Origin of the sequence: Sphingomonas sp. (genome assembly GCF_051962185.1) — a bacterium.
Taxonomy (GTDB): Bacteria; Pseudomonadota; Alphaproteobacteria; order Sphingomonadales; family Sphingomonadaceae; genus Sphingomonas.
In genome coordinates, this window is record NZ_JBQCCN010000022.1 from 1 (window position 1) to 25,928 (window position 25,928).

Annotated in this window: 22 protein-coding genes and 1 tRNA gene; 11 read left to right on the plus strand and 12 right to left on the minus strand. The window is 66.0% G+C overall.

Annotation, left to right across the window (positions count from 1 at the left end; translation table 11 throughout):
- The first annotated feature begins 124 nt into the window (after positions 1-124).
- From ACTHJR_RS01725 to ACTHJR_RS01745, 5 genes are all read left to right on the plus strand, one after another.
- A complete protein-coding gene (locus tag ACTHJR_RS01725) occupies positions 125-565 on the plus strand; it encodes a host attachment family protein (RefSeq protein ID WP_440521330.1) in 441 nt (146 codons plus the stop codon).
- 36 nt (positions 566-601) lie between these two features.
- A complete protein-coding gene (locus ACTHJR_RS01730) occupies positions 602-781 on the plus strand; it encodes a hypothetical protein (protein WP_440521331.1) in 180 nt (59 codons plus the stop codon).
- 42 nt (positions 782-823) lie between these two features.
- Positions 824-1,327 (plus strand): hypothetical protein, encoded by a 504-nt coding sequence (locus ACTHJR_RS01735; protein ID WP_440521332.1) that lies wholly within the window; start codon positions 824-826, stop codon positions 1,325-1,327.
- 573 nt (positions 1,328-1,900) lie between these two features.
- On the plus strand, positions 1,901-2,359 hold the full coding sequence (gene dksA / locus ACTHJR_RS01740) for an RNA polymerase-binding protein DksA (protein ID WP_440521333.1): 459 nt from the start codon (positions 1,901-1,903) through the stop codon (positions 2,357-2,359).
- Positions 2,360-2,483: 124 nt separating this feature from the next.
- The gene (locus ACTHJR_RS01745; protein WP_440521334.1) at positions 2,484-2,858 is read left to right on the plus strand and encodes a PilZ domain-containing protein; all 375 of its coding nucleotides are present in this window, start codon (positions 2,484-2,486) and stop codon (positions 2,856-2,858) included.
- 65 nt (positions 2,859-2,923) lie between these two features.
- On the opposite strand, the gene ACTHJR_RS01750 is transcribed toward ACTHJR_RS01745, so the two are convergent.
- A complete protein-coding gene (locus ACTHJR_RS01750) occupies positions 2,924-3,079 on the minus strand; it encodes a YdcH family protein (RefSeq protein WP_440521335.1) in 156 nt (51 codons plus the stop codon).
- Between the two features lie 139 nt (positions 3,080-3,218).
- On the opposite strand from ACTHJR_RS01750, the gene ACTHJR_RS01755 reads away from it, so the two are divergent.
- Together ACTHJR_RS01755 and ACTHJR_RS01760 are read left to right on the plus strand one after the other, a co-directional pair.
- Positions 3,219-3,416: a YdcH family protein gene (locus tag ACTHJR_RS01755; RefSeq protein WP_440521336.1), complete on the plus strand. Its 198-nt coding sequence runs from the start codon at positions 3,219-3,221 to the stop codon at positions 3,414-3,416.
- Positions 3,417-3,612: 196 nt separating this feature from the next.
- A complete protein-coding gene (locus ACTHJR_RS01760) occupies positions 3,613-4,074 on the plus strand; it encodes a DUF1465 family protein (RefSeq protein ID WP_440521337.1) in 462 nt (153 codons plus the stop codon).
- A gap of 7 nt (positions 4,075-4,081) precedes the next feature.
- Here the strand turns inward: ACTHJR_RS01760 and bla are convergent, their stop codons facing one another.
- Together bla and ACTHJR_RS01770 are read right to left on the minus strand one after the other, a co-directional pair.
- The gene (gene bla / locus ACTHJR_RS01765) at positions 4,082-4,972 is read right to left on the minus strand and encodes a class A beta-lactamase (protein ID WP_440521338.1); all 891 of its coding nucleotides are present in this window, start codon (positions 4,970-4,972) and stop codon (positions 4,082-4,084) included.
- The gene (locus ACTHJR_RS01770) at positions 4,969-5,925 is read right to left on the minus strand and encodes an NAD(P)H-dependent flavin oxidoreductase (protein WP_440521340.1); all 957 of its coding nucleotides are present in this window, start codon (positions 5,923-5,925) and stop codon (positions 4,969-4,971) included. Before ACTHJR_RS01770 ends, bla begins: the two co-directional genes overlap by 4 nt.
- A 299-nt stretch (positions 5,926-6,224) precedes the next feature.
- On the opposite strand from ACTHJR_RS01770, the gene ACTHJR_RS01775 reads away from it, so the two are divergent.
- Positions 6,225-8,813: a M1 family metallopeptidase gene (locus ACTHJR_RS01775; RefSeq protein ID WP_440521341.1), complete on the plus strand. Its 2,589-nt coding sequence runs from the start codon at positions 6,225-6,227 to the stop codon at positions 8,811-8,813.
- Positions 8,814-8,986: 173 nt separating this feature from the next.
- Here the strand turns inward: ACTHJR_RS01775 and ACTHJR_RS01780 are convergent, their stop codons facing one another.
- Positions 8,987-9,511: a gamma carbonic anhydrase family protein gene (locus tag ACTHJR_RS01780; RefSeq protein ID WP_440521343.1), complete on the minus strand. Its 525-nt coding sequence runs from the start codon at positions 9,509-9,511 to the stop codon at positions 8,987-8,989.
- A 32-nt stretch (positions 9,512-9,543) separates the two neighbouring features.
- Positions 9,544-10,752, minus strand: a complete 1,209-nt coding sequence (locus tag ACTHJR_RS01785; protein ID WP_440521344.1) for a TetR/AcrR family transcriptional regulator — start codon at positions 10,750-10,752, stop codon at positions 9,544-9,546.
- A 244-nt stretch (positions 10,753-10,996) separates the two neighbouring features.
- Between ACTHJR_RS01785 and ACTHJR_RS01790 the strand changes: the two genes are divergently transcribed.
- Complete coding sequence (locus ACTHJR_RS01790; protein WP_440521345.1) at positions 10,997-12,841, plus strand: flavin-containing monooxygenase; 1,845 nt, start codon at positions 10,997-10,999, stop codon at positions 12,839-12,841.
- Positions 12,842-12,949: 108 nt separating this feature from the next.
- On the opposite strand, the gene ACTHJR_RS01795 is transcribed toward ACTHJR_RS01790, so the two are convergent.
- From ACTHJR_RS01795 to ACTHJR_RS01810, 4 genes are all read right to left on the minus strand, one after another.
- On the minus strand, positions 12,950-13,702 hold the full coding sequence (locus ACTHJR_RS01795; RefSeq protein ID WP_440521346.1) for a 3'(2'),5'-bisphosphate nucleotidase CysQ: 753 nt from the start codon (positions 13,700-13,702) through the stop codon (positions 12,950-12,952).
- Positions 13,699-15,618, minus strand: a complete 1,920-nt coding sequence (gene cysN / locus ACTHJR_RS01800) for a sulfate adenylyltransferase subunit CysN (RefSeq protein ID WP_440521347.1) — start codon at positions 15,616-15,618, stop codon at positions 13,699-13,701. Before cysN ends, ACTHJR_RS01795 begins: the two co-directional genes overlap by 4 nt.
- Before the next feature lie 123 nt (positions 15,619-15,741).
- A complete protein-coding gene (cysD, locus tag ACTHJR_RS01805; protein ID WP_440521348.1) occupies positions 15,742-16,686 on the minus strand; it encodes a sulfate adenylyltransferase subunit CysD in 945 nt (314 codons plus the stop codon).
- Between the two features lie 331 nt (positions 16,687-17,017).
- Positions 17,018-18,403 (minus strand): RNB domain-containing ribonuclease, encoded by a 1,386-nt coding sequence (locus ACTHJR_RS01810; protein ID WP_440521349.1) that lies wholly within the window; start codon positions 18,401-18,403, stop codon positions 17,018-17,020.
- A gap of 234 nt (positions 18,404-18,637) precedes the next feature.
- On the opposite strand from ACTHJR_RS01810, the gene ACTHJR_RS01815 reads away from it, so the two are divergent.
- Complete coding sequence (locus ACTHJR_RS01815) at positions 18,638-20,635, plus strand: PAS domain S-box protein (protein ID WP_440521350.1); 1,998 nt, start codon at positions 18,638-18,640, stop codon at positions 20,633-20,635.
- 81 nt (positions 20,636-20,716) lie between these two features.
- Positions 20,717-22,732: a TonB-dependent receptor plug domain-containing protein gene (locus tag ACTHJR_RS01820; protein ID WP_440521351.1), complete on the plus strand. Its 2,016-nt coding sequence runs from the start codon at positions 20,717-20,719 to the stop codon at positions 22,730-22,732.
- Positions 22,733-22,748: 16 nt separating this feature from the next.
- Here the strand turns inward: ACTHJR_RS01820 and ACTHJR_RS01825 are convergent.
- The 3 genes from ACTHJR_RS01825 to mrdA all read right to left on the minus strand — a co-directional run.
- A tRNA-Lys gene (locus ACTHJR_RS01825) sits at positions 22,749-22,824 on the minus strand.
- A gap of 114 nt (positions 22,825-22,938) precedes the next feature.
- Positions 22,939-24,066, minus strand: a complete 1,128-nt coding sequence (rodA, locus tag ACTHJR_RS01830; RefSeq protein ID WP_440521352.1) for a rod shape-determining protein RodA — start codon at positions 24,064-24,066, stop codon at positions 22,939-22,941.
- A partial coding sequence (gene mrdA / locus ACTHJR_RS01835) for a penicillin-binding protein 2 (RefSeq protein WP_440521353.1) occupies positions 24,059-25,928 on the minus strand: 1,870 nt, incomplete at its 5' end. The genes rodA and mrdA, both read right to left, overlap by 8 nt.

Genomic DNA, 25,928 nt, shown 5'->3' on the forward strand with positions numbered 1-25,928 from the left:
GCGGCCCCCCCCCCCCCCCCCCCCCCCCCTTTACCTCCCTTGTTTGGGGTGTGGGTGGGGGGCCCGCCCCGGCACCGCAACCGTTTCAGCTTTGCTGAAACCGAATCAATGAGAGGAGAAGGTCATGCAGCTTCGTCACAATACCCTGGTCGTCGTCGCCGATGGGCGCAAGGCGCTCTTCCTGCGCAACGAGGGCGACGGCGTGCATCCCAATCTGGTGGTCGATCATGCCGAGGACCGGATCAACCCCGCCGATCGCGACCAGAAGACCGACGCGCCCGGGAGCACCGCCGCCTCGGTCGGATCGGCTCGAAGTTCGATGGACGAGGTCGATTTCCATCGCCTCGAGGAGGATCGCTTCGCCGCCGATATCGGCGCGATGCTGAAGGAGCGGGCGCTCGCCAACGAATTCGAATCGCTGATCATCGCCGCGCCGCCCCACACGCTGGGCGAGCTGCGCAAACATTATCATGTCGAAGTCGCCAACAGATTGGCCGGCGAAGTCCCGAAGGACCTCACCGGCCATCCCATTCCCGATATCGAAAAGGCGCTGAGCGCGGCTTAAGCCTCGGTCGTCTCGTCGCGTTTTTGGGCGAAGCGCTTGCGTGCGACCATCGCCGCCGCGGCACCGCCGAACAGCAGGATCATCGGCGGCGCCGGGACCGGGGCGGGCGTGCCGCCGGTCGACCCGGTCGAGCCGCTGCTGCCGCTGGTCGAACTCCAACCCCCGTTCGACGACCAGCCGCCGTTCGAGCTCCAGCCCTTGGACGACGAACCGTAGCTCGACGACGAAGACGAAGAAGAGCTCGAGCTGGCCGACGAATTGGACGAACTCGATCCGTTGGACGACGAGGAGGTCGAGGAGGACGAGCCGTTGGACGAGCTCGAGGTGGACGAGGACGTCGAGGACGAGACATTGCCCGACGACGAGGAGGACGACGACACGTTGCCGCTCGACGAAGACGAGACGTTGCCGGACGATGACGACGAGGTGCTGCCCGAGGAGAAGCCGCCGGTCGAGGACGAGGTCGAGCTCGATCCGCCGGAGCTGGACGAGGTCGACGAGATCGCGATGCCGCCGGAGCCGCCGCCGCTGCCGCCGAAAAAGCCGCCGGCGAAGAAACCGCCGCCACCGCCCCAACCGCCACTACCGCCGACGACAGGCACTTCGCCGCTCGAACCGGTGAAGGCGGGAGGCATCGGCACCGGCGCACCGCCGGCCACCGTCACCACTGCGGGCGGACAGGTCGTGGTGGTGGTCACCACCTTGCGAACCCGCGAACGGGCGACGCTCGCGACCCGGGCGCGCACGACGCGCTTCTTGTAGGTCTTGGCATATGCCGGGCGCGCCTTGGGCGCCTCCGCCACCTTGACGGCTCCGCCGCCGAGAATCGCGCCCCCACATGCGCAGGCGCAAAGTTTAGCCATCGCCATCCGCACAGACATCGCGTCTACTCTCTGTTAGCGGTCGCCCAAGTCCCCGGCGACGCTGGTGATCCATTGCAGTTGCTCTGCGACTACTCGGATAGTGCAAAACAAAGAATTAAGCGCAATTCCGTTAACCAATAATAATCCCTGGATTTCGTCTTTATCTCTCGTTGCACGGGACCGCCTTTGGTTAACGTGTCATTGTGATACGCCAGAAGTTAATTTTTGGCGGTTCCGGCGACCCTCCATGGCGAGTGTCGTCATCGGCGGGGCGCATGGCGCTCGTATGAAGGCGCGGTTCACGTCTCGGTCAGCGTCGCCGTGCCAGGTGCGCGGGAATGTCGCCCGGTAGTTATTCCGTCTGTCGTCAATCGCTTGTGGAGCCGCTTCCACGCCGCTATAGGCCCGCTCGTCATTGGGGGTCCGACAGGCACACGGGAACAGTGTTCCAAGGGCCGAACGGAGAGTGGGGATGGCAACGGCTTTGAATCGCGTGGATGATTCCAGTTTCAACGTACCGGCCAACGATGGCGACGGTTATCGACCGAGCCCCGACGAGCCGTTCATGAATCCCCGCCAGCAGGAATATTTTCGCGACAAGTTGCTGCGCTGGAAGGACGCGATCCTGAAAGAAGCGGAAGCGACCTTGTCGCAGCTCCAGGTCGAACCGTTGCGTGAGGCCGATCTGACCGACCGCGCGTCGAGCGAGACCGACTGGTCGATCGAGTTGCGCACGCGCGATCGCCAGCGCAAGCTGATCTCCAAGATCGACGCCGCGCTCCGCCGACTCGACGAAGGCGAATATGGCTATTGCGAGGTGAGCGGGGAGCCGATCTCGTTGGGTCGACTCGAGGCGCGGCCGATCGCGACCATGACGGTCGAAGCGCAGGAACGACACGAACGCAACGAAAAGGTCTCGCGCGAGGATTGATCCGGGCCGATTTGGACCGGATTTTTCATAAGCGGCGTTTTTGGCGAGCGACGGGGTTTAACCCTTTCGACAATCTTTGGTCCTATGCGTGCGCAAGCGGGATGACACCGTTCTTGGCAGGTATATGGACCAGTTTTCGCACGACCCTCTCGCCGACCACGGCTCGGACGATCCGGCGGCGCAGCGCATCGATAGCCGCGACAGCCTGCTGCTCGTCGCGCAATTTCGCGTAGCGGGGCAGAGCGAAACGATTCAGGTCCGCGTGCGCAACCTGTCGGCCGGCGGCCTGATGGCCGAAGTGCCCAAGCCGATCGATATCGGAACGATGGTCGAAGTCGATGTTCGGGGTCTCGGATGGGTGACCGGCCGTATCGCCTGGGTGGCCGCGGGGCGCGTCGGCGTGGCGTTCGACCATCTGATCGACCCGCAAGCCGCGCGCAGGCCGGTGGTGAACGCCAGGGGGCCGGTCAAGGACAAGCCGATCAAGCCGCTGTTCTGACGGCGAGACTGCCCAGCCGATAAATATGAACCCGGACGCCATGCGCCCGGGTTTTCATCGCGGCGTCAGATCGCCGCGATCGCTTCCTTCACTCGCAATTTCTGCTTCTTGAGGTCCGCGAGGATGCGCGTGTCGGGCGCAGGTCGTTGGCTTTCGGCGATGATCTGCCGGTCCAGCACCAGGTGTTTCGCCTCAAGAGCCGAAAGGTGCGAATTCTGCATGGGAGCGACCTCCTTCAACAAGGTGGGGAAACGAGTAGAACACGAGTCGGGCGATTTGTCGCCATCGATTTCGCTTGCGATTCGACGCGGCGCATCGTTTTGACGACAATTGGTTTTTGCGTGCCAAAGGCTGGAGGGGATGGACGAAGCGCAGATCCACAAGCGGCTGGAAGCCATCCGGACCGAGCATCGCGACCTCGACTCGGCGATCGATGCGTTGCGGACGCTCGGGTCGAGCGATCAGATCCAGATCGCGCGGCTGAAGAAGCGCAAGTTGATGTTGAAGGATGAGATCGCGGCGCTCGAGGACCAATTGATTCCCGACATCATCGCCTAGGGCCGGGGCTGCCCTACGGCCGGGTGGTTTCGCCGGCGCTGCGCCGTCGTCGGTAGCGCGCTTTCTATCGTTGCATATGGTCGTTCGAACGAACGATATAGATTCGGCCTGAAAGGCTGATCCTGATCAAAATCGGGACTGTAGCGAGCCGTTTCGCCGCTTGCGGGCCAGCGCATTTGTGGCAATCGTGTTGCGCATGAGAGGGGCTGTCACCGACGCGCGGATTCACCGCAAGCTGATCGACTCGCTATATGTCGAGGCGATGGTGCTGGCCGATGAAGCGCGGGGCTATTTCGACCAGGGCGCGCGGCTCGAACGAGAAGCGCTGGACCCGCTGGGTCGCGTCACGTTCTCCTGTGAATCGCTCAAGGTGACGACACGCCTGATGCACGTCATCGCCTGGCTGCTGACCCAGCGCGCGGTCGATTCGGGCGAATTGTCGACGCGCGACGCGCTCGACCCGGCGCGTCGCCTTGGGGAAGCGCCGGTCACCGAAGAGGCGGTGATCGAGCAGATGCCCGCCGACGCGCGCGCGCTGATCAGCGCGAGCATCGACTTGCATCGCCGCGTCGCGCGGCTCGACGACGCGCAGATCGAATCGCAACCGGCCGACAGTCCGGTCCAGTGGATGCAGGCACGGCTGGCGATGGCCTTCTAGAGCGGCCTCAGGCCGGTCCCAGCAATTCGACGATCAGCTTGCCGATCGCGGCGTGAACGGGGTTTCGCGCCAGTGCGTCGCCGCCCGGCCCGCCGGTGACGAAGGCGGTCACGAACAGCGGGCGTGCGGGTGGCCGTCCGGCCGGCCAGATCAAGCCGATATCGTTGTTGCTGTTGTGCCCGCCGGCGCCGGTACGGTCGCCGATTGCCCAGTCGGCGGGCAATCCCTTGCGCAGTTTGTCCGCGCCGGTGACGGTGTTGGCCATCCAGAAGAGCAATTGCTTGCGTGACGCGGGCGCCAGGACCTGGCCGACGGTCAGCCGTCGCATCGTGTCGAGCATCGCCGCCGGCGTGCTGGTGTCGCGCGGATCGCCTGGCGCACCCTCGTTGAGCGCGGTTTCGAACCGGTCGAGCCGCGTCACCGCGTCGCCGGTCGAACGCAGGAACCGGGTCAGCGCCGCCGGCCCGCCGACACTTTCCAGCAACAGATTGGCGGCGGTATTGTCGCTTTGCGTCATCGCCGCGGCGCACAGCTCGCGTACCGGCAGCCTGCCGCCGGCATGGTCGCGCGTCGCGGGCGAGTTAGGGAAGGTCGTGGCCGGGATCGCGACGTCGCGCGCCGGATGCTCGATCCCGCGATCGATACGCTGCAGCACTTGGCCGACCAGCAACAGCTTGAACGTGCTGCACATCGGGAAGCGCTCGGCGGCGCGCCAGGCGGCATTGCGGCCGGTGACCGGGTCGATCAATTGCACCCCGATCCTCGCGTCGCCGCCGATGCCGCGCTCGAGCTTGCGAATGCCCGCGACGAAGCGCGCCTTGGGATCGCGCGGCGCTAGCGCGGGTAGGGCGAGGGCGGCCGCCCCGGCCAGCACCGCCTCGCGGCGCGTCAGCGTCACAGCGCGGCGATCCGCGCCTTCGCCGCTCTATATTCGGCCTCCAACCGGTCGACCCGCGCGGCGACGGATTCGACCTTGTCGACCACGCCGATGCCCTGGCCCGACCCCCAGATGTCCTTCCACGCCTTGGCTTCGCGATTGCCGCCGAAATTCATCGTGCTGAGATCGCCTTCGGGCAGATTGTCAGGGTCCATTCCGGCCGCGACGATCGAGCCGCGCAGGTAATTGCCATGCACGCCGGTGAACAGATTCGAATAGACGATGTCGGCCGCCTTGCCCTCGACGATGCCCTGCTTGTAGGCCGGGACCGCATTGGCTTCCTCGGTCGCGATGAACGGCGAGCCGATATAGGCCAGGTCGGCGCCCATCGCCTGGGCCGCGAGCACCGCGCCGCCGGTCGCGATCGCGCCCGACAAGGCGATCGGCCCGGTGAACCACTGGCGGATTTCCTGGACGTTGGCGAAAGGCGACAGCCGCCCGGCGTGCCCGCCGGCGCCGGCAGCGACCGCGATCAGGCCGTCGGCGCCCTTCTCGATCGCCTTGCGCGCGAAACGGTCGTCGATGATGTCGTGGAGCGTGATCCCACCCCAATTGTGCACCGCCTGATTGAGTTCCTCGCGCGCACCCAGCGACGTGATGGTGATCGGCACTTGCCACTTTTCGCAGATCGCCAGGTCGCCTTCGAGCCGGTCGTTCGATTTGTGGACGATCTGGTTGACCGCGAAGGGCGCCGCCGGGCGATCGGGATTGTCGCGGTTCCAGGCCGCGAGCTCCTCGGTGATCCGATGCAGCCATTCGTCGAGCAGGCTCTGCGGCCGCGCGTTGAGCGCCGGGAACGACCCGACGATCCCGGCCTTGCATTGCGCGAGGACGAGATCGGGCCCGGAGATGATGAACAGCGGCGACCCGATCACGGGCAGGCGCAGGCGATCGAAGATTTTCGGCAGGCTCATGCCGATTTCATAGCGCAACCGAAACCGTAGAAAAGTCTTTTCGAATTGACGGTACGGAATGCGTGGGCTGCGATTCAATTCCTCCTCATTCATGGGGAGGGGGACCAAGACGCGTAGCGGCTTGGTGGAGGGGGCGCGCCGCAAATGACGTAGATGAGGAAATCCCCCTCCACCACGCGGCTTGCGCCGCGCGGTCCCCCTCCCCGTGAACGGGGAGGATCTTGCGCCCTCATTTGCCATTCATCGTAAAGCCGTTATGGCGCGGCAATACACCATAGCACTTGGGTCAGAGGAATCGCATGAAGTTCGCCACCACCGCCGCCGCCTTGCTGCTCGCCGCCGTGTCCACCCCGGCGCTCGCGGCCGGGCAATTGCCGACCGACGTGGTGCCGGTCTCGTACGACATCACGGTCAATCCCGATGCGCAGAAACTGACCTTCACCGGGACCGAGACGGTCAACGTCATGGTCAAGAAGGGGACCAGCACGATCGTCCTCAACGCCGCGGACATGACGATCAGCCGCGCGACGATCGACGGCAAAGGGGTGCCGTTCAAGCTCGACAACGACGCGCAGCAATTGACCCTTACCCTGCCGACGGCGGCCAAGGTGGGCGGCCATGTCGTGACCTTCGCCTGGACCGGCAAGATCAACGAATCGGCCGCCGGTTTCTTCGCGATCGACTATACCAATTCCGACGGGTCGAAGGCGCGGATGCTCGCCACCCAGTTCGAAGCGCCCGACGCGCGCCGCTTCGCGCCGATGTGGGACGAGCCGAGCTTCAAGGCCAAGTTCAAGCTGTCGGCGGTGGCGCCCAAGGGGCAGCTCGCCTTTTCCAACATGCCGGCAACCGTGGCCAGTCGCGCCGACGGGACCCAACTCTACAGCTTCCAGCAGACCCCGACCATGTCGAGCTACCTCCTGTTCCTCGGCATGGGGGACATGGAGCGCAAGACGGTGATGGCCGGCAAGACCGAGATCGGCGTCATCACGCGCAAGGGCGTAAAGGACCAGGGAGATTACGCGCTCGCCTCGGCCAAGCGCCTGCTGACCTATTATAACGACTATTTCGGCCAGCCTTATCCGCTGCCCAAGCTCGATATGATCGCCGGGCCCGGCTCGTCGCAATTCTTCGGCGCGATGGAGAATTGGGGCGCGATCTTCTATTTCGAGCCCGAGCTACTGTTCGACGCCAAGCGCGCGACCGAAAGCGACAAGCAGCGCATCTTCGTCGTCGTCGCACACGAAATGGCGCATCAATGGTTCGGCGACCTCGTCACGATGAACTGGTGGGACGACCTCTGGCTGAACGAGGGCTTCGCTTCGTGGATGGAGAACAAGACCTCCGCCGACCTCAATCCCGACTGGTTCGCGCGTGAATCGGCGGTGGCGTTCGATCGCGAGGGCGCGATCGCGACCGACGCGACCAGCGCGACCCACCCGATCATCCGCCATGTCCAGACCGTCGACCAGATCGGCGAGGCGTTCGACAGCATCACCTATCAAAAGGGCCAGGCGGTCATCACGATGATCGAGTCGACGCTCGGCCCCGACAAGTTCCGCGACGGCATCCGCCGCTACATGGCCAAGTACAAATACGGCAACACCTCGACCGACATGCTGTGGGACGAGCTGGAAGCGGCGTCGGGCGTCAAGATCAAGGACAGCGCCCACGACTTCACGCTGCAGGGCGGCGTGCCGATGGTGACGGTGACGTCGAGCACATGCGTCAACGGCCAGACCGTCGCGACGCTGGCGCAAGGACGGTTCGGACTGGACGAGGCGTCGAAGGTGGCGACGACCTGGCGCGTGCCGCTCAGGGTCGGCACGGTCGGCGGCGCGCCGGCCAGTGTCGTGGCGACCGGTGCCGCGACCAATGTCACGGTGCCCGGCTGTGGCCCGGTGGTGCTCAATGTCGGCAAGGGCAGTTACATGCGCGCGCGCTATTCCGCCGATGCGCATGCCGCGCTGGTTGACGATTACGCCAAGCTGGCGCTGGCCGATCGCGTCGGCATGCTCGGCGACGATTACGCGCTGGCGCGGTCGGGGGACCAGGATTTCTCGACCTGGGCGGCGACCTATGCGGCGGTGCCCAGTGATGCCAGCCCGCTCGAATGGTCGGTGGTGTCGGGCGAACTCGGCTCGATCGCCGGCCTCTACGAAGGCAGCCCGCTGCACGATCAGGTCAGCGCGCTGACGATCAAGCGGTTGGGGCCGGTGCTGGCCGCGATCGGCTATGACGCCAAGCCCGGCGAATCGCCGCTGGTCACCAACCTGCGCGAGGATCTCGTCGGGCGGCTCGGGAGCGCCGGCGATCCCGACGTGCTGAGCCGCGCCCGGGCTTATTTCGCGAAGCTCCGCACCGACACCGGCGCGATCCCGCCGGCGATCCGTGCGCCGATCCTCGGCACCTTCGCGCGCAACGCGTCGCCGGCCGATTGGGACGCCTTGCTCGCGCTGACCAAGGCGGAGACCAACCCGGTGGTCAAGAACGGCTATGTCCGGCTGCTCGGCCAAGCACGCGACCCGGCGCTGGCGCAGCGCGCGCTCGACCTGCTCAAGACCGATGTGCTGACCGCGCAGCAGAAGCCGGTCATCCTGCGCGCGGTGGCGAGCGCGCATCCGGATCTGGCGTTCGACTATGCGGTCGCCAATGCCGATATGGTCAACGGATTCCTCGAAGCCAGCACGCGCGCGGGCTTCATCGTCAGCCTGGGCGCGGGATCGAACGATCCGGCGATGCCGGGCAAGATCGCGGCCTATGCCGAAAAGAACCTGCCCGAAGGATCGCGCGGCGGCATGAAGCGCGCATTGGCGGTGATCGCGGTACGCAAGGCGGTCGCCGACCGGTTGCGGGCAGGGGTGACTGCCTGGGTTGGGAAGAACTGAGGGGATCTCGCGCTTGCTAAATCCTCCCTGCGCGCGAAGCGCGTGGGGAGGGGGACCATCGCGCAGCGATGGTGGAGGGGAAGTGCCGCGTCCTCGCGGCTACGCCGCTGCGGCCCCTCCACGGTCCGCTTTGCGGCAGGTCCCCCCCATGCTCCGCATAGGGAGGATTTGAGTTAGCCGACCCGCTTCAACCCCTTCGCGAAACGGTGCGCGTTGGCGATGTAATGCTCGGCCGACGCCTTGAGGAATGCGCGCTTGTCCGGATCGAGAGTCTTCATCGCCCGCGCCGGTGCGCCGACGATCAGGCTGCCGGCCTCGAAGCTTTTTCCCTCGGTGACCAAGGCGTTGGCGCCGATCACGCATTCGTCGCCGATCACCGCCTGGTTGAGCACGGTCGCGCCCATCCCGACCAGCACGCGATCACCCACGGTACAGCCGTGCAGGATGGCATGATGCCCGATCGTGCAGTCCTCGCCGATCGTCAGCGGCACGCCGTAGTCGGAATGCAGCATCGTCCCGTCCTGGACATTGGTCCCGGTGCCGACCGTGATCAGCGAGGTATCGCCGCGGATCACCGTGCCGACCCATATGCCGACATCGTCGCCGAGCACGACTTCTCCGATGACATGCGCGTCGGGCGCGATCCACACGCTGCTGCCGATGACCGGGACTTTGCCGTCGAGTTCGTAGATGGGCATTCGTCACTCCGAACGTGAGGGAAGGGGCCGCCCTATGGCCGGAAAATTCCCGAACGCAGGACATCGGCGAATTGGCCGACGGCGTCCGTCAGCTCGAGCGGTTCGGCCCAGCGACGCAGCGACGCCGCGGCGTCGAGCGCGGCGATCAGCGCATGGCCGGCGATCTCCGGATCGACCGCGCGGATCGACCGGTCGGCGATGCCGTCGGCGATCGTTCCGGCGATATGGCGGGTGACCTGGTCGGTTCGCTGCAACATGCGCTCGCGCAAGTCGACCGGCAGCGCTTGATAGGCGCTCATCCGCAGCAAGGGACTCTCGCCCGCGAATTGCAGCGCGACCAGGCTCGATACCATGATCGCGAGCCGTTCGCCGCCGTCCGGGTGTAGTGCATCGGCGCGCCGCTGGGCCGCGTCGAGCAAGGCATGGCTGCGATCGAAACAGGCGACGACCAGGTCGTCCTTGTTTTCCAGGTGATGATAGAAGCTGCCCGTCGACACCCCGAGTTCGGCGGCGATCTTCTCGACGCTCGCGCCGATATAGCCTTCGCGGTTGATCAGGTTGGTGGCGGCATGGAGAAAGCGCGTCTGCGCCTCGCCACCGCCCGGCGGGTCGAGCGGCGCCACGTCGATCGGCCAGTCGCCACGGGCGCCGAGCCCGCGATCGAGGATGTCGAACAACCGCGCTTCGGCGCGATCGAGGTCGCGCTCGAGATAATGCGGCAGCCAGGCCGGCATCCAATGGACGTTATGGATCAGGACCGCGGCGGCGATCGCCGCGCGCGGCGAGCGCTCGGGCGTTTCGCCGGCCGTGAAGAAGCCGCGGACCAGCTGCGCCATTTCCGCGTAGAGGTCGTCGAGTGGTCCGCGTATCTCCGCATCGAGCGCGCGCATGTCGGACAGCAATGCCAATCGTGGGACGCGCGGGTCGCGCTGCTGACGATGCCGCTCGAACTGGTCGTGCAGGAAAGCGCGAACGCGGGCGCGGGCATCGGGTAGCGGCGCCGCCGCGACAGCGCTGTCGCGAAGCCAGACCAGCGTGCGTTCGAGGCAGGCGGCGGCCAGCAGGTCCTTGCGTTTGAAATAATAGGTGACGCTCGACGTATCGAGTCCGAGCGCCTGGGCCACGGCAGTCAGCGTCATGCCGCGCGTGCCATGCAGATTGATCAGATTGGACGCGACGTCGAGAATCTCGCCACGCCGACGCGCAAAGCGGGCTGTCTGGCGAGGAGGGGCGGTCGTCACCGGGGCCACTATAACCGTCGATGCCGCCGAGACAATCGTCGCCGCGCCACCGGTCCGGGTTTCCGATATTGCGCGAACCGCTTCGCCTTATTTTTTGAGGAGCGCTCATCAAGTAATTGTATCAAAGGAAATTATTTGAACTGCGGACCGAACCATCGATTGGAAAAATTGACAAGTGCGGGATTATTTCCAAAATCGACTATGGATGGCGAGTCGGTCGACGCGTCGCTCGGGAGATTGCCGCATGACGAGTACCGCCACCGCGACCGAGGCGCAGGAAAGCCCGGCACAGGCCGACATCGCGTTCGACCCCGCAGCGCTCAAGGCCAAATACTTAGCGGAGCGCGACAAGCGCCTGCGTGCCGACGCCAACGAGCAATATGTCGAGATGGCGGGCAAGTTCGCCCATTATCTCGAAGACCCGTATATCGATGCGCCGATCGAGCGCGCGCCACTGGCGGACGAGAAGGAGGTGGTGGTCATCGGCGGTGGCTTCGGCGGCCTGCTGGCGGGGGCGCGGCTGCGCGATGCCGGGATCGACGATATCCGGATCATCGAGAAAGGCGGCGAGTTCGGCGGCACTTGGTATTGGAATCGCTATCCCGGCGCGGCGTGCGATATCGAGAGCTATGTCTATCTGCCGCTGCTCGAGGAAACGGGCTTCATGCCCGAGCGCAAATATTCGCAAGGGCCAGAGATCCGCGACTATACCAAGCGGCTGGCAGCGCATTACGACCTCTATCGCGACGTGCTGTTCCAGACCGAGGTCACCGACCTCGCCTGGGACGAGGCGAGCGGCCGCTGGACCATCGCGACCAACCGGGGCGACGCGATCCGCGCGCGCTTCGTGATCATGGCCAACGGCCCGCTCCATAAACCCAAACTGCCGGGCATTCCCGGCGTCGAGGATTTCCAGGGCCACACTTTCCACACCAGCCGCTGGGATTATACGTACACCGGCGGCGATACCAATGGCGGGCTGACCGGCCTGCGTGACAAGGTCGTCGGCATCATCGGCACCGGCGCGACCGCGGTGCAGGCGGTGCCGCATCTCGGCGCCGGCGCGAAGGAGCTTTACGTGTTCCAGCGCACGCCCTCGTCGATCGACGTGCGCGGCGACCGGCCGACCGATCCCGATTGGGCGGCCACGCTCCAGCCCGGCTGGCACCAGTACCGGATGGAGAATTTCAACGCCCTGGTCTCGGGCGGCTGGGCGGAGGAGGAGCTCGTCGCCGACGGCTGGACCGACATCATCCGCAACCTGGGGGTGATCGCCCGGTTACGTGCCAACAAGGAAGCCAAGGACAAGAAAGTCGATCCGGGCGAACTGGTCCAGCTCGCCGATTTCCAGAAGATGGAATCGATCCGCCATCGCGTCGACAGCGTGATCGAGGACAAGGCGACCGCCGAGGCGCTCAAGCCCTATTACAACCAGTTCTGCAAGCGACCGTGCTTCCACGACGATTATCTGGCGACCTTCAACCGACCCAACGTCCATCTCGTCGACACCGACGGCAAGGGCGTCGAGCGGATCACCGACACGGGTGTCGTGGTGGCGGGCAAGGAATATCCGCTCGACTGCCTGATCTTCGCCACCGGGTTCGAGGTCGGGACGAGCTATGCGCGGCGCGCGGGCTATCAGATCCATGGCCGCGGCGGCACCACGCTCGAGGAGAAATGGGGCAAGGCCGGCGCCCGCACGCTCCACGGCATGATGAGCCACGATTTCCCCAATTGCTTCATCTTCTCGGTGATCCAGTCGGGCTTCACCGCTAATTATCCGCACGCGCTGGCCGAGCAATCGACCCAGGCGGCGTACATCATCCGGGCGGCGCTCGATCGCGGGAAGACGCGGGTCGAACCGACCGTCGCGGCGGAGGAGGAGTGGACGCGGCAAGTGCTCGACGCGGTACTCGATCGCCGCAAGTTCCAGGAAGAATGCACGCCGGGCTATTACAATGGCGAGGGCGGCAAGCCGAACCCGCTGGCGGCGAGCTACAGCCCTTATGGCAAGGGGTCGGTGGCGTTCTTCAAATTGCTGAAGGACTGGCGCGAAGCGGGGACGTGCGAGGGGCTGGCGTTCGGCTGACCTTCAAATCCTCCCTACACGAAGCGTGGGGAGGGGGACCATTCGCGCGAGCATGGTGGAGGGTCGCAGCCGCGAAGCGGCGAGGATTCCACCCGCTTCGAGATCGCTCTAGGCGACCGTCGCCTTCAGGGCTTGGCGCACCGCGCTCACCAACTCCGGTCGGCAGATCAGCAAATCCGGCACCCAGGTCTCGGCGCAATTGTAGACGAACGGCGTGCCGTCGAGCCGCGTCGCGTGCAGCCCGGCCGCCAACGCCACCGCGACCGGGGCGGCATTGTCCCATTCGTGCTGCCCGCCCGAATGCAGATAGATGTCGGCGAGCCCGCGCACTACGGCCATCGCCTTGGCCCCGGCCGAGCCCATCGGCACCAGGTCGGCGCCGATCGCTGCGGCGACCGCGATCGCTTCGGCGGCGGGGCGCGTACGGCTGACGACCATGCGCGGCGGGTGGTTGAGCGGCGGCAGGGCGGGGGGCGCGTCCGAGCGCAGCACCAGCCCGGCATCGGGCAATGCGACCACGCCCAACTCGGGCCGCCCGTCGATGCACAAGGCGACATGCACCGCCCAGTCGTCGCGCGCCTCGCCATATTCGCGCGTGCCGTCGACCGGGTCGATGATCCAGGTGCGCGACTTGGCCAGCCGGCTGCCGTCGCACTTGCGTTCCTCTGACAACAGGCCGTCGTCGGGGCGCTCGCTGGTGATCGCATGGCAGAGCAGGTCGTTCGACGCCGCGTCCCCGGCCTTGCCCAGCTCCTTCGGATCCCAATCCCCCGAAGCGCGCACTTCCTGCAGCAATTTGCCTGCGGCGGCGGCGATCTCCGCGGCAAAATCGGCGTCGGCGACGGTCCAGCTCGTGCTCACAGGTCAGGACTCCACACGCCCATGATATGCTCGACGATCCGCTCGGCCGCCGCTTCGGGCGTCTCGCGCGTGGTGTCGACATGGACTTCGGGGCGCTCGGGCCGCTCGTACGGACTGGTGATGCCGGTGAAATTGGCGATCTCGCCGCTCCGCGCCTTCTTGTAGAGGCCCTTGACGTCGCGCGCCTCCGCCACGTCGAGCGGCGTGTCGACGAACACTTCGACGAAATCCCCCTCGGGCAGCATCGAGCGCACCATGTCGCGCTCGGCGCGGAACGGCGAGATGAAGGCGGTCAGTACGATCAGCCCGGCGTCGGTCATCAGCTTGGCGACTTCCCCGACGCGGCGGATGTTCTCGATGCGGTCGGCATCGGTGAAGCCGAGATCCTTGTTGAGCCCGTGGCGGACATTGTCGCCGTCGAGCAGATAGGAGTGCCGCCCGAGCGCGTAGAGCTTCTTCTCGACCAGATTGGCGATGGTCGACTTGCCCGAGCCCGACAGGCCGGTGAACCACAGCACCTTGGGCTGCTGGCCTTTTTGCTGGGCATGCGCCTCACGGGTGACGTCGAGCGACTGCCAATGCACGTCGCGCGCGCGGCGCAACGCGAAATGCAGCATGCCCGCCGCGACGGTGGCGTTGGTCAGCTTGTCGATCAGGATGAACCCGCCGAGCTCGCGGCTGTCGCCATAGGGCTCGAACACCAAGGGTTTGTCGGTAACCAGATTGGCGACGCCGATCGCGTTGAGATCGAGCGTCTTGGCCGCGATCTGTTCGAGCGTGTTGACGTTGATCTGATATTTCGGCTGGTGGATGTTGGCGCTGACGGTCTGCGTGCCGAGCTTGAGCCAATAGCCGCGCCCGGGCAGCAATTCCTCATCCGCCATCCAGACGATCGTCGCCTCGAACTGATCGGCCGATTGCGGCGGCGCGTCGGCCGCGGCGATCACGTCGCCGCGCGAGCAATCGACTTCGTCGGATAGCGTCAGCGTGACCGACTGGCCGGCGACCGCCACGTCGAGATCGCCGTCCAGCGTGACGATACGCTCGACCCGCGTGGTCTTGCCCGAAGGCAGGATGCGCACGGCATCGCCTGGCGAAATCGTTCCTTCGGAGATCAGCCCGGCAAAGCCGCGGAAATCGAGATTGGGGCGGTTGACCCATTGCACCGCCATGCGGAACGGCTTGGCGCGATCGGCTTCGCTGTCGAGCTCGACGGTTTCGAGATGCTCCATCAGGGTCGGGCCCGCGAACCACGGTGTGTTGACTGATAGGGCGGTGATATTGTCGCCCTTGAATCCCGAGATCGGGATCGCGGTGAACTCCTCGATGCCGATGCTCGTCGCGAACGCGGCATTGTTTGCGACGATCGCGTCGTAGGTCGCCTGGTCATAGCCGACCAGGTCCATCTTGTTCACCGCCAGCACGATGTGGCGGATACCGATCAAGTGCGCGAGGTACGAATGTCGGCGCGTCTGGGTCAGCACGCCCTTGCGCGCGTCGACCAAGATGACCGCGAGGTCGGCGGTCGAGGCGCCGGTGACCATGTTGCGCGTATATTGCTCGTGGCCGGGCGTGTCGGCGACGATGAACTTGCGTTTCTCGGTCGCGAAGAAGCGATAGGCGACGTCGATCGTAATGCCCTGCTCGCGCTCGGCGGCGAGACCGTCGACCAGCAGGGCGAAGTCAATTTCCTGCCCTTGCGTGCCTACGCGCTTGCTGTCGGCCTCGAGCTGGGCGAGCTGATCGTCGAAGATCATCCGGCTGTCGTAGAGCAGCCGGCCGATCAGCGTGGACTTGCCGTCGTCGACCGACCCGCAGGTCAGGAAGCGGAGGAGGGTCTTGCGCTGGTGTTGCGCGAGATAGGAATCGATGTCCTCGGCGATGAGGGAATCGGGGCGGTAGGAGGGAGTGGTCATATGTCTATTCCGTCGCCCCGGCGGAGGCCGGGGCCGCTGGCGATCGCAAGCTTGCGCATGAGGCGCGCGACCCCGGCCTGCGCCGGGGTTGACGCTTCGTCACGCTGCGCATGACGCGGCGCGTCAAAAGTACCCCTCCTGTTTCTTCTTCTCCATGCCCGCGCCGCCGGCGTCCTTGTCGATCGCGCGGCCCTGGCGTTCGGACGTGGTGGTCAGCAGCATTTCCTGGATGATCTGCGGCAAGGTCGCCGCTTCGCTCTCGACCGCGCCGGTCAGCGGGTAGCAGCCGAGCGTGCGGAAGCGGATCGAGCGTTCCACCGGCACTTCGCCGGGATTGAGGCGGAAACGGTCGTCGTCGACCATCAGGATCAGCCCGTCGCGCTCCACCGTCGGGCGCGGCGCCGAGAAATAGAGCGGGACGATCTCGATTCCCTCAAGATGGATGTATTGCCAGATGTCGAGCTCGGTCCAATTCGACAGCGGGAAGACGCGGATGCTTTCGCCCTTGGCCTTGTGCGCGTTGTAGAGGTGCCAGAGTTCGGGGCGCTGGTTCTTGGGATCCCAGCGGTGCGAGGCCGAGCGGAACGAGAAGACGCGTTCCTTGGCCCTGCTCTTCTCCTCGTCGCGGCGCGCGCCGCCGAACGCCGCGTCGAAGCCGTATTGGTCGAGCGCCTGCTTCAGTCCCTCGGTCTTCCACAGATCGGTGTGCAGCGCGCCGTGGTCGAACGGATTGATCCCGCGCGCCATAGCGTCGGGATTGTGATGGACGAGCAATTCCATCCCCGCCTCGCGTGCGGCGCGGTCGCGAAGAGCGTACATGGCGCGGAACTTCCAGGTCGTGTCGACATGGAGCAGCGGGAAGGGCGGCGGCGCGGGATAGAAGGCCTTGCGCGCGAGGTGCAGCATGACGGCGCTGTCCTTGCCGACCGAATAGAGCATCACCGGGCGCTCGGCCTCGGCCACCACTTCGCGCAGGATGTGGATGCTTTCCGCCTCGAGCCGCTGCAGGTGCGTAAGCGGCGCTGGCTGGGGCAAATCGTCGAGGGGGGCCAACGGCCGGGTCGCCATACTTCAACACACCTTTCGGGAGCGTACGTTAGTCGCGTACGCCGGAAATGCACTATGTGTCGGCCTACATAGGGATAGCGCGCAGCGGGTCACCGCTGCGCTTTCTTTAGCGCCCAAAAGGGTCGGTTGAGTCCGGCCGCGCCGTTTTCTCGACGTATTTTCGTGGCTTCGTGTATTCGTGCGAGCCAAAAATCGGCCCAACCGGTCGGGTTGCATCGAAAATATTGCTCGCACAAAGACACGAAGCCACGAAGAAGATAGCAAGGTTTGTTCGCGCGGGAGCGCCGAGGCGCGGAGGTTTTTGGGAGTCTCGCTGTGCGAGGCTCTTCGGTCAGTTGACCCGGGCGAAGGAGATCGAGCGGTGCTCGGGGTCGGCGGTCGCGAGGCGGACGCGGATGGCGTCGCCGGGTTCGACGCCATGGGCGTCGACCCGCGCCACGACCGGATCGTCGCTCAGCTGGATGCGCGCACCGCGGTCGTCGAGATCGGTGACGACGGCGCCGAAAATCTCGCCGACATGATCCTTGAGCATCACCGCTTCGGCCAGGTCGATGACGGCGCGGTCGATCTGGCCGCCGGTCGCGTCGGCATGCGCCATCACCGTGGGCAGCTTCTCGAACGCCTGGGTGACGATGTCGGGGACCGGTTGGCCATTGGCGATGGCGAGTGTGGCGCGGACGACATAGCGGTCGGCCAGCCGGCGCAGCGGCGCGGTCGCCTGGGCATAGGTCGCCGCCATCGGTGCGTGCCACGGTACCACGCCATCGCGATAAGGCTGGTAGGAAGCACCGCCGCCGGCGCGGCGGATCGCCAGCATGAACGCGGCCTGGCGCGGGTCGTTGGGATTCAGTCCCTTTTCATAGTCCTTGAGCGCGACGCCGCTCGGCCAGTCGAGCTTGAGCGCGCGCGCGGTGTTGCGCAGGCGGCCGAGGGCGCGGTCGTCGGGTGCGGGCATCACCCGGAACAGGCCGGTATGGTGTGCCTGGAGCGCATCGGCGATCGCCAAATTGGTGGCGAGCGATAAGGCCGCGTTATTGTCCTCGGCGGCGAGGCGCGGGCGGAAATGCAGCTCGAACTTGCCGTCCGGCTGTTCCGCGACTTCCTGCTCGGGCGGATCGACGCGCGAGGCGCCGCGGGCATCCTCGGCGGCAGTGATGCGGCGCGCGAGGTCGGCGAAATCGGGCGGCACATCGCTGTCGTGGACCGAGTCATAGGCGAGCTTGGCGCGGCTCCTGATCACGGCGCGCTCGGCACCGTCGAGCTTGACCGCGCCGTCGGGCGCGACGCGCACCGAAAAGACGATCGCCGGGCGTGGGCCGTCGGGCAGCAGGCTCGCGGCGCCTTCCGCCAGTACCGGCGGGTACAGGCCGGCCTTGCCGTCGGGCAGGTACAATGTCGTGCCGCGCGTCCAGGCTTCGAGATCGATCGCGCCTCCGTCATCGACGAAGCAGGCGACGTCGGCGATCGCGTAGCGCAGCACCAGATCGTTGCCGTCGCGGTCGATCCAGAACGCCTGATCGAGATCGGTCGAGGTCGCGGGATCGAGCGTGACGAACGGTATCGCGGTACGGTCGACATGCTCGGTCGGCGTGCGCCTGGCCGCCTCCGCGGCGGCGGCGAGCACCTCCGGCGGGAAGGAGGAGGGCACCCGAAACTGGCTGCGGATGGCGGCGAGTCCCTGCGCGAGCGCATTGGACGGATCGACGAGCGTCTTCATCGCCACGAGCTATAGCGCGCTGAAAATGCCGGGAAAGCCCGTGATGACATGGATCAACGTCAAAGCCTACGCGCAGCGCTATCGTCCCGCACCCGGACAGGCTGCGTGTCGCGCCGCTTTGAACATTGAAAGAATTGGGAATATCGTGGTGTCGCAAGCCGACGGGAACTTTTTATGACGCAGCGATGTTCCACCGATGGGCCCGATGCGTCGGCTCGGATCGAAGGGGGCGGAGTGAGTAGCGGACGAGGTTTGGCCGACACGCATTCGGAAAACGAGCGATATCGGCTGCTGGTCGACGCGATCACCGATTACGCCATCTACATGCTCGATCCCGACGGGATCATCACCAATTGGAACGCCGGGGCGCAGCGGTTCAAGGGATACACCGCCGACGAGATCATCGGACAGCATTTCTCGCGTTTCTACACCGAGGAGGACCGGCGCGACGGCTTGCCCGAGTTCGCGCTGGAAACCGCCAGGACCGAAGGCAAGTTCGAGCGCGAGGGGTGGCGCGTCCGCAAGGGTGGCGAGCGGTTCTGGGCGCACGTCGTCATCGACCCGATCTGGGGCCCTGACGGCAAGCTGATCGGCTTCGCCAAGATCACGCGCGACCTGACCGAACGAAAGAAGGCGACCGAAGTCCTGCGCCAGAGCGAGGAGCAATTCCGCATCCTGGTACAGAGCGTGACCGATTACGCCATCTATCAGCTCGATGCCGAGGGTCACGTCGCCAGCTGGAATGCCGGAGCCGAGCGCATCAAGGGGTATGCGCCGGAAGAGATCATCGGCTCGCATTTCTCACGCTTCTATACCGCCGAAGACCGCGCGGCCGGCGAACCGGCGCGGGCGTTGGAGACGGCGCGCAGGGATGGTCGTTTCGCCGCCGAAGGCTGGCGCGTGCGCAAGGACGGCAGCCGTTTCCGGGCGAGCGTCGTCATCGATGCCATCTACGACGACATCGGCAAGCTGATCGGCTTCGCCAAGATCACCCGCGACGTGACCGAACGCGAGGAAGCGCAGCGTCAACTCGACATCGCGCGCGAGGCGCTGTTCCAATCGCAGAAGATGGAAGCGATCGGGCAATTGACCGGCGGCGTCGCGCACGATTTCAACAATCTGCTGATGGCGATCCTGAGCAGCCTGGCATTGCTCGACAAGCGCCTGGCGGGCGATGCCGGCGCGCAACGCCTGATCGCCAACGCGCGACAAGGCGCTGAGCGCGGTGCCGCCCTGACGCAGCGCATGCTCGCCTTCGCTCGCCGACAGGAACTCAATCCCGAACCGGTCGACGTCCCGGCGCTGGTCGGTGGCATGCGCGACCTGTTGCAGCGTACGCTGGGGCCATCGCATCCGATCCGCTTGCAATTTCCGTTGTCGTTGCCGCCGGTCCTGGCCGATTCCAACCAGCTCGAAATGGCCCTGCTCAACCTGGCCGTGAACGCGCGCGACGCCATGCCGGGCGGCGGCGAGATCGCGATCACCGCCGACGAGGCGGTGGTCGACCAGCCGCGCTCCGATGGTCTGGCGGCCGGCCGGTACGTCGTGCTGTCGGTCATCGATCAGGGGTCGGGGATGGATCCCGACACGCTCGCGCGCGCGACCGAACCGTTTTTCACCACCAAGGGGGTTGGCAAGGGGACGGGGCTCGGCCTGTCGATGATCGAGGGACTGGCGGTTCAGATGCAGGGAGCGTTGGTACTGCGCAGCGTGCTGCAAAAGGGGACCACGGCCGAATTGTGGCTCCCGGTGACGGAGGTGCGGAAGCGCGATGATAGCGAGCCCAATCCCATGACGGCGGCGGCGCCCGGCCAGCAGCGCCCGTTGCGCATCGTGGTGGTCGACGACGATAGCCTGGTGCTCATGAACACCGTCGCGCTGCTCGAGGATCTCGGCCATGAGGCGATCGAAGTCGAATCCGCCCAGCAGGCGTTGGCCCGCTTTGCCGATGATCCCGCGATCGATCTGTTGATCACCGATCAGGCGATGCCGGGCATGACCGGCGTCGAACTGATCAGGGAGGCGCGCGCGTTGATCCCCGATCTCGCCGTCATCCTGGCCACCGGCTATGGCGAGATACCGGAGGAGGCGCCGCCCAACATCGTGAAGCTCAACAAGCCGTTCGGTCAGGGGCAGCTCGCCACGGCGATCGGCGAAGTCGAGCGAAACTGGGCCGAGGGCCGGGCCGACTCGCCGGCGGCGTTCGCGCGCGAACCTTTCGACGCCCGATAGGACGCGCGTTCCCGGGCGGACTTGCGGTCGGCACGTCGGGAGTCCACCGCGCTGGCACCCCTCGTTCAAGGAATCGACACGATGTCCCGCCGCGTCCCGTGCCTGGTTCTGCTATCCTCGATTGCATGGCCTTGGGTGGCCAATGGCCAAACCGCGCCGGCCGGCCGAGACGATGGCGGCGACATCGTCGTCCTCGGGACGGGGCTCGACCTGCCGCCCGGCACGCCGGCCTATGGATCGACCGTTATCGATCGCGACCGCCTGGCAAACGATGCGTCGGGGCGAGTCGAGGATGTGTTGAACGATGTCGCCGGGTTCCAGCAATTCCGCCGCTCGGACAGCCGCTCGGCCAACCCGTCGGCGCAAGGCGCGACCTTGCGGGCGTTGGGCGGTAACGCCTCGAGCCGCACCTTGGTGTTGCTCGACGGCGTGCCGATCGCCGACCCCTTTTTCGGCTATATCCCGTTCAGCGCCCTGGTCCCCGACCGCCTAGCGGGTGTCCGCGTGACGCGCGGCGGCGGGTCGGGCGCGTTCGGCTCGGGCGCGGTCGCCGGTACGATCGAGTTGGTCAGCGCGGGACGGCGCGACTTGCCCGTCCTCGCTGGCGAAGCCTTTTACGGCAGCCGCAATTCGGAAAGCGTCTCTGCAAGCCTGTCGCCCAGCCTTGGCGGTGGTTTCGCGACCGTTTCGGGGCGGTTCGAGCGGGGTGACGGGTTCCAGACCACACCCGAAGATCAGCGCGTCGCCGCGACCGTTCCGGCGCGCTATCGCGACTGGTCGGCCGGCACCCGCGCGGTCATCCCGATCGGCGCCACCGCGGAATTGCAGGTGCGCGGGTTGCTGTTCGGCGACAACCGTACCTTGCGCTTCAAGGGCGCCGATTCGAGTTCCGAAGGCGAGGATGCCAGCGTCCGCTTCGTGTCGCGCGGCGCCTGGCAGGTCGATGCGCTGGCCTATCTCCAGGCGCGCAATTTCACCAACAAGGTGATCAGCGCGACGAGCTTCAGGCTGACGCTCGATCAGCGCAACACGCCGTCGACCGGCCTGGGCGGCAAGATCGAGTTGCGACCACCGGTCGGGCACGACCACGTCCTGCGCCTGGGTGGCGACGTTCGTGCGGCGGACGGGCAGTTGTTCGAAGACGCCTATAACGCCGCCGGGCTGGTCACCGCGCGGCGCAATGCCGGCGGGCGGACGACCGTCGCCGGGCTGTTCGTCGAGGACGATTGGACGATCGGCCGGTTGGTCGTGACCGGCGGCGTGCGCGCGGATCGCTGGGCGATCACCGACGGCTTCTTTCGCGAACGCACCGGGGCGGGCGCGCTGGCCACCGACAATCGCTTCGCCGCGCGCGACGGGACCGAGGTCACCGGGCGCGGCGGCCTGTTGTTCCATGCCGCGCGCTGGGTCGACCTGCGCGCCGCCGCCTACACCGGCTTTCGCCTGCCGACGCTCAACGAACTGTATCGGCCCTTCACCGTTTTCCCGATCACTACCCAGGCCAATGCCGATCTCGATCCCGAACGTTTGAAAGGCGTCGAGGGCGGCGTCGACCTCAAGCCGCTCCCGGGCATGGCGATCGGGCTGACCGCCTTCTACAACCGGTTGGGTGATGCGATCGCCAACATCACGATTGGACCCAATCTCCGCCGCCGCGGCAACGTCGACGCGATCGACGCGAAGGGCGTCGAGGCGACTGTCGAATGGCGCAGCGGCACGGTCACGCTGTCGGGATCCTATGCGCTGAGCGAGAGCAAGGTCCGCGCGCCCGGAATGGCGTTCGACGGCCTGGCCCCCGCGCAAAGCCCGCGCCACGCCGCCAGCGCGACCGCCGCCTGGGCGCCGCAGCCCGGCTATCTGCTGTCGCTCACCGCGCGCTACGTCGGCGATCAGTATGAGGACGACCTGCAGACCAACGTCCTGCCCGCCGCGACCACGGTCGACGCTTATGCGAAATTGCCGGTGACGCGCCGAGTGTCGATCGTCGCACGCGCGGAAAACCTGTTCGACCAGGCGGTCGAGACGCGCAACCAGGCCGGGTCGATCGACCTCGGCACGCCGCGCACCTTGTGGATCGGTGTGCGAATCGGGGGGTGAAATCCGGAAGTGGTGATGGTGGACGCACTAGGGCTCGAACCTAGGACCCGCTGATTAAGAGTCAGCTGCTCTACCAACTGAGCTATGCGTCCATTGCCGTCTGACGGCTCGCCCCGAAGAGGGGCTGTCCCCGGTCGGGGAGGGGCGCAATTACCATCGTAGTCCGGCTTTGCAACCCCTTTTTTGGCGCTTCGTCGGCGATGCCGCTACCAACGCGTCTGCTGGCGGTTCTGGCGGTCGAGCGACATCAGGATGCCGATGCACAACAGCACGGTCAGCTGCGACGATCCGCCGAAGCTGATCAGCGGCAACGGCACGCCGACCACGGGCGCCATGCCCATCACCATCGCCATGTTGATCGACACGTAGAAGAACAAGGTCGTGGCGAGCCCCGCCGCGGTCAGCCGGGCGAAGCGGCCTTCCGCTTTCAACGCGACGCCGACCGCCCACCAGATGATCGAGAACCAGGCGACGATCAGCAATACGCCGCCGACCAGCCCCCATTCCTCCATCATCGTCGCCAGCGCGAAATCGGTATGGCCCTCCGGCAGATAGTCGAGATGGCTCTGGGTCCCGTTGAGGAAGCCCTTGCCGAAGATGCCGCCCGATCCGATCGCGATCTTCGACTGGCTGATGTGATAGCCGGTGCCGAGCGGGTCGCTTTCGGGATCCATGAAGATCAGGATGCGGTTGCGCTGGTAATCGTGCAGCACGAAGTTGAACGCGATCGGCGCCATGATCGCGGCCGCCAGTCCCCCGCCGATGAACAGCCGCAGCGGAATGCCGGCCAGGAACATCACCGTGATGCCGCCCGCGGTGATCATCAGCGCGGTGCCGAGATCGGGTTGCAGCATGACGAGCCCGGCGGGAATGCCGATCAGCACGAGCGGCGGCCAGATCGCGCCGAACTTGCGGATCTCGGCGGGCGGCAGCATTTCGTAGAAACGCGCGCAGGCAAGCACGATGAACGGCTTCATCAGTTCCGACGGCTGCAATCGGATGATGCCGAGCTCCAGCCAGCGCTGGCCGCCCCCGGCGACCTTGCCGAGCACTTCGACGCCGATCAGCATCGCGATGATGACGCCATAAACCGGCAGACTGATCGAGCTCCAGGTACTCTCGCGCACCCGCGACAGCACCATCGCGCCGCCCAGCAGCACGAAGAAGCGAATGCCTTGCGACAGCGCCCAGGGGCGAACGTGGCCGCCCGCCGCCGAATAGAGCACGAGCAGGTCGAAACAGCCGATCGCCAGGACCAGCAGGATCACCTTCCACGGCAATTGCGCGAGCGGTTCGGGCACGAAGCCCAGGTTGGCGGAGGATCCCCTAGTCATTGGTCGCTTCCCGCGATCCTTCCTCGGCCGGCTGCGCCGTGTTGGCGATGGCGGCGGCCGAGGAATTGGCGGCGTCGGTCGCCGCCTCCACGGCGGGCGCATCCGTCGGCGCGGTCGCGTTGGTTTCGGTCTGTGCGGCTTGCGTCGCCGACAACTGACTCTTGTAGGCGGCGGTTTCGGCCGCCATCCGCGTCGCGATGTCGCCGCCCCAGGTCGGCTCGACTTCGGCCAGCGACTTCAGCGCGCGGTCGCGGTCGAGCAGATACGTCATGATGTCGCGGCCGATTCCCGGCGTGTCGAGGTTGGTCACCGTGTGGCCGCCGTGTTCGAGCACGATCGCCGCGGCGTAGCGCGGATTTTCGACCGGCGCGAAGCAGATGAACAAGGCATGGTCACGCATCTTGAACGGCAGCGAGGCGTTCGATCGCACGCCGCTGGCGCGCTCGGCCATGGTGATGCGGCGAACCTGCGCGGTGCCGGTCTTGGCCGCCAGCGACATGCCCGGGATATTGAGGCGCGCCCGCCCGCCGGTACCGCCCTCGTTGACCACGCCGTACATCGCGTCGCGAATATAGGCGAGATGCTGGGGGTCGATGGGCAGCGGGTTGGCGAGCGGCGCGTTGCCGTTCATCACGATGCGCGGCTGCAGCGACCGGCCCGAGGCGATGCGCGACGCCATCACCGCGAGCTGGATCGGGTTGGCCAGCACATAGCCCTGGCCGATCGAGGCGTTGAGCGAATCGGCTACGGTCCACGCGGCCTTGTACTTCCTGAGCTTCCAGGCGCTGTCGGGAACCGTGCCGTAACGCTGGGTCGAAAAGGGCAAGTCGAATTTCTGGCCCAGGCCGAGCGTCCGTGCGATCGGCGCCACACGATCATAGCCGAGGCGACGGATCATCTCGTAGAAATAGATGTCGCAACTGGCCATGATCGCCTGCTTGAGGTTGAGCGGGCCATGCCCCGACCTCTTGTGGCAGTGGAAGATGCCATTGCCGACGCGCAACGCGCCGGCGCAGCTCACCCGCTCGTCGGGACTGACCCCCGCATGCATCAGCGCCAGGCCGTTCATCGGCTTGACCGTCGATCCCGGCGGATACAGCCCCTGCAGCACCTTGTTCATCAACGGCACATGGTCGTTGTCCGACAGCATCTTCCATTCGAGATGGCTGATCCCGTCGGAAAAGCTGTTGGGGTCGTAGGCCGGCATCGACACGAACGCGAGCACGTCGCCGCTGGTCACGTCGATCACCACGGCCGAGCCCGAATTGGTACCGAGCCGGCGCGCGGCATATTCCTGCAATCCGGCGTCGATCGTCAGCCGTTGGTTATGGCCGGGGACGTCCTGCCGCGTCGCCAGCTCGCGTACCAGTTTGCCGTGCGCGGTGACCTCGACGCGCTTGGCGCCGGGTTCGCCCCGCAATTTATCTTCGAGCGCCTTTTCAAGGCCATCCTTGCCGATCTTGAAACCCGGCGTGATGTAGAGCGGATTCTTGGTCTTGCGATATTGTTCGGCCGAGGCGGCCCCGACATAACCGGTCAGGTGCGCGACGGCCGGCCCTGCCGGATAACCGCGCGAATAGCCGCGCGTCGGTGCTACGCCGGGCAGTTCGGGCAAGCGGACCTGGATCGCGGCGAACCGCTCCCAGTCGAGATTCTCGGCGACCTGGACCGGCTGAAACCCGGCGGCGCGCTTGAGGTCGGTCTCGATCCGCGCGATCTGCTCGGGCGGCAGGGTCAGCAGCTGCTGGAGCAGCTTGATCACCCGGTCGGCATCGTCCTTGGGCAAGCGGTCGGGAATGATGTCGACGCGGAAATCGGTGCGGTTGTTGGCTATCGGGTGACCATAGCGGTCGATGATCCAA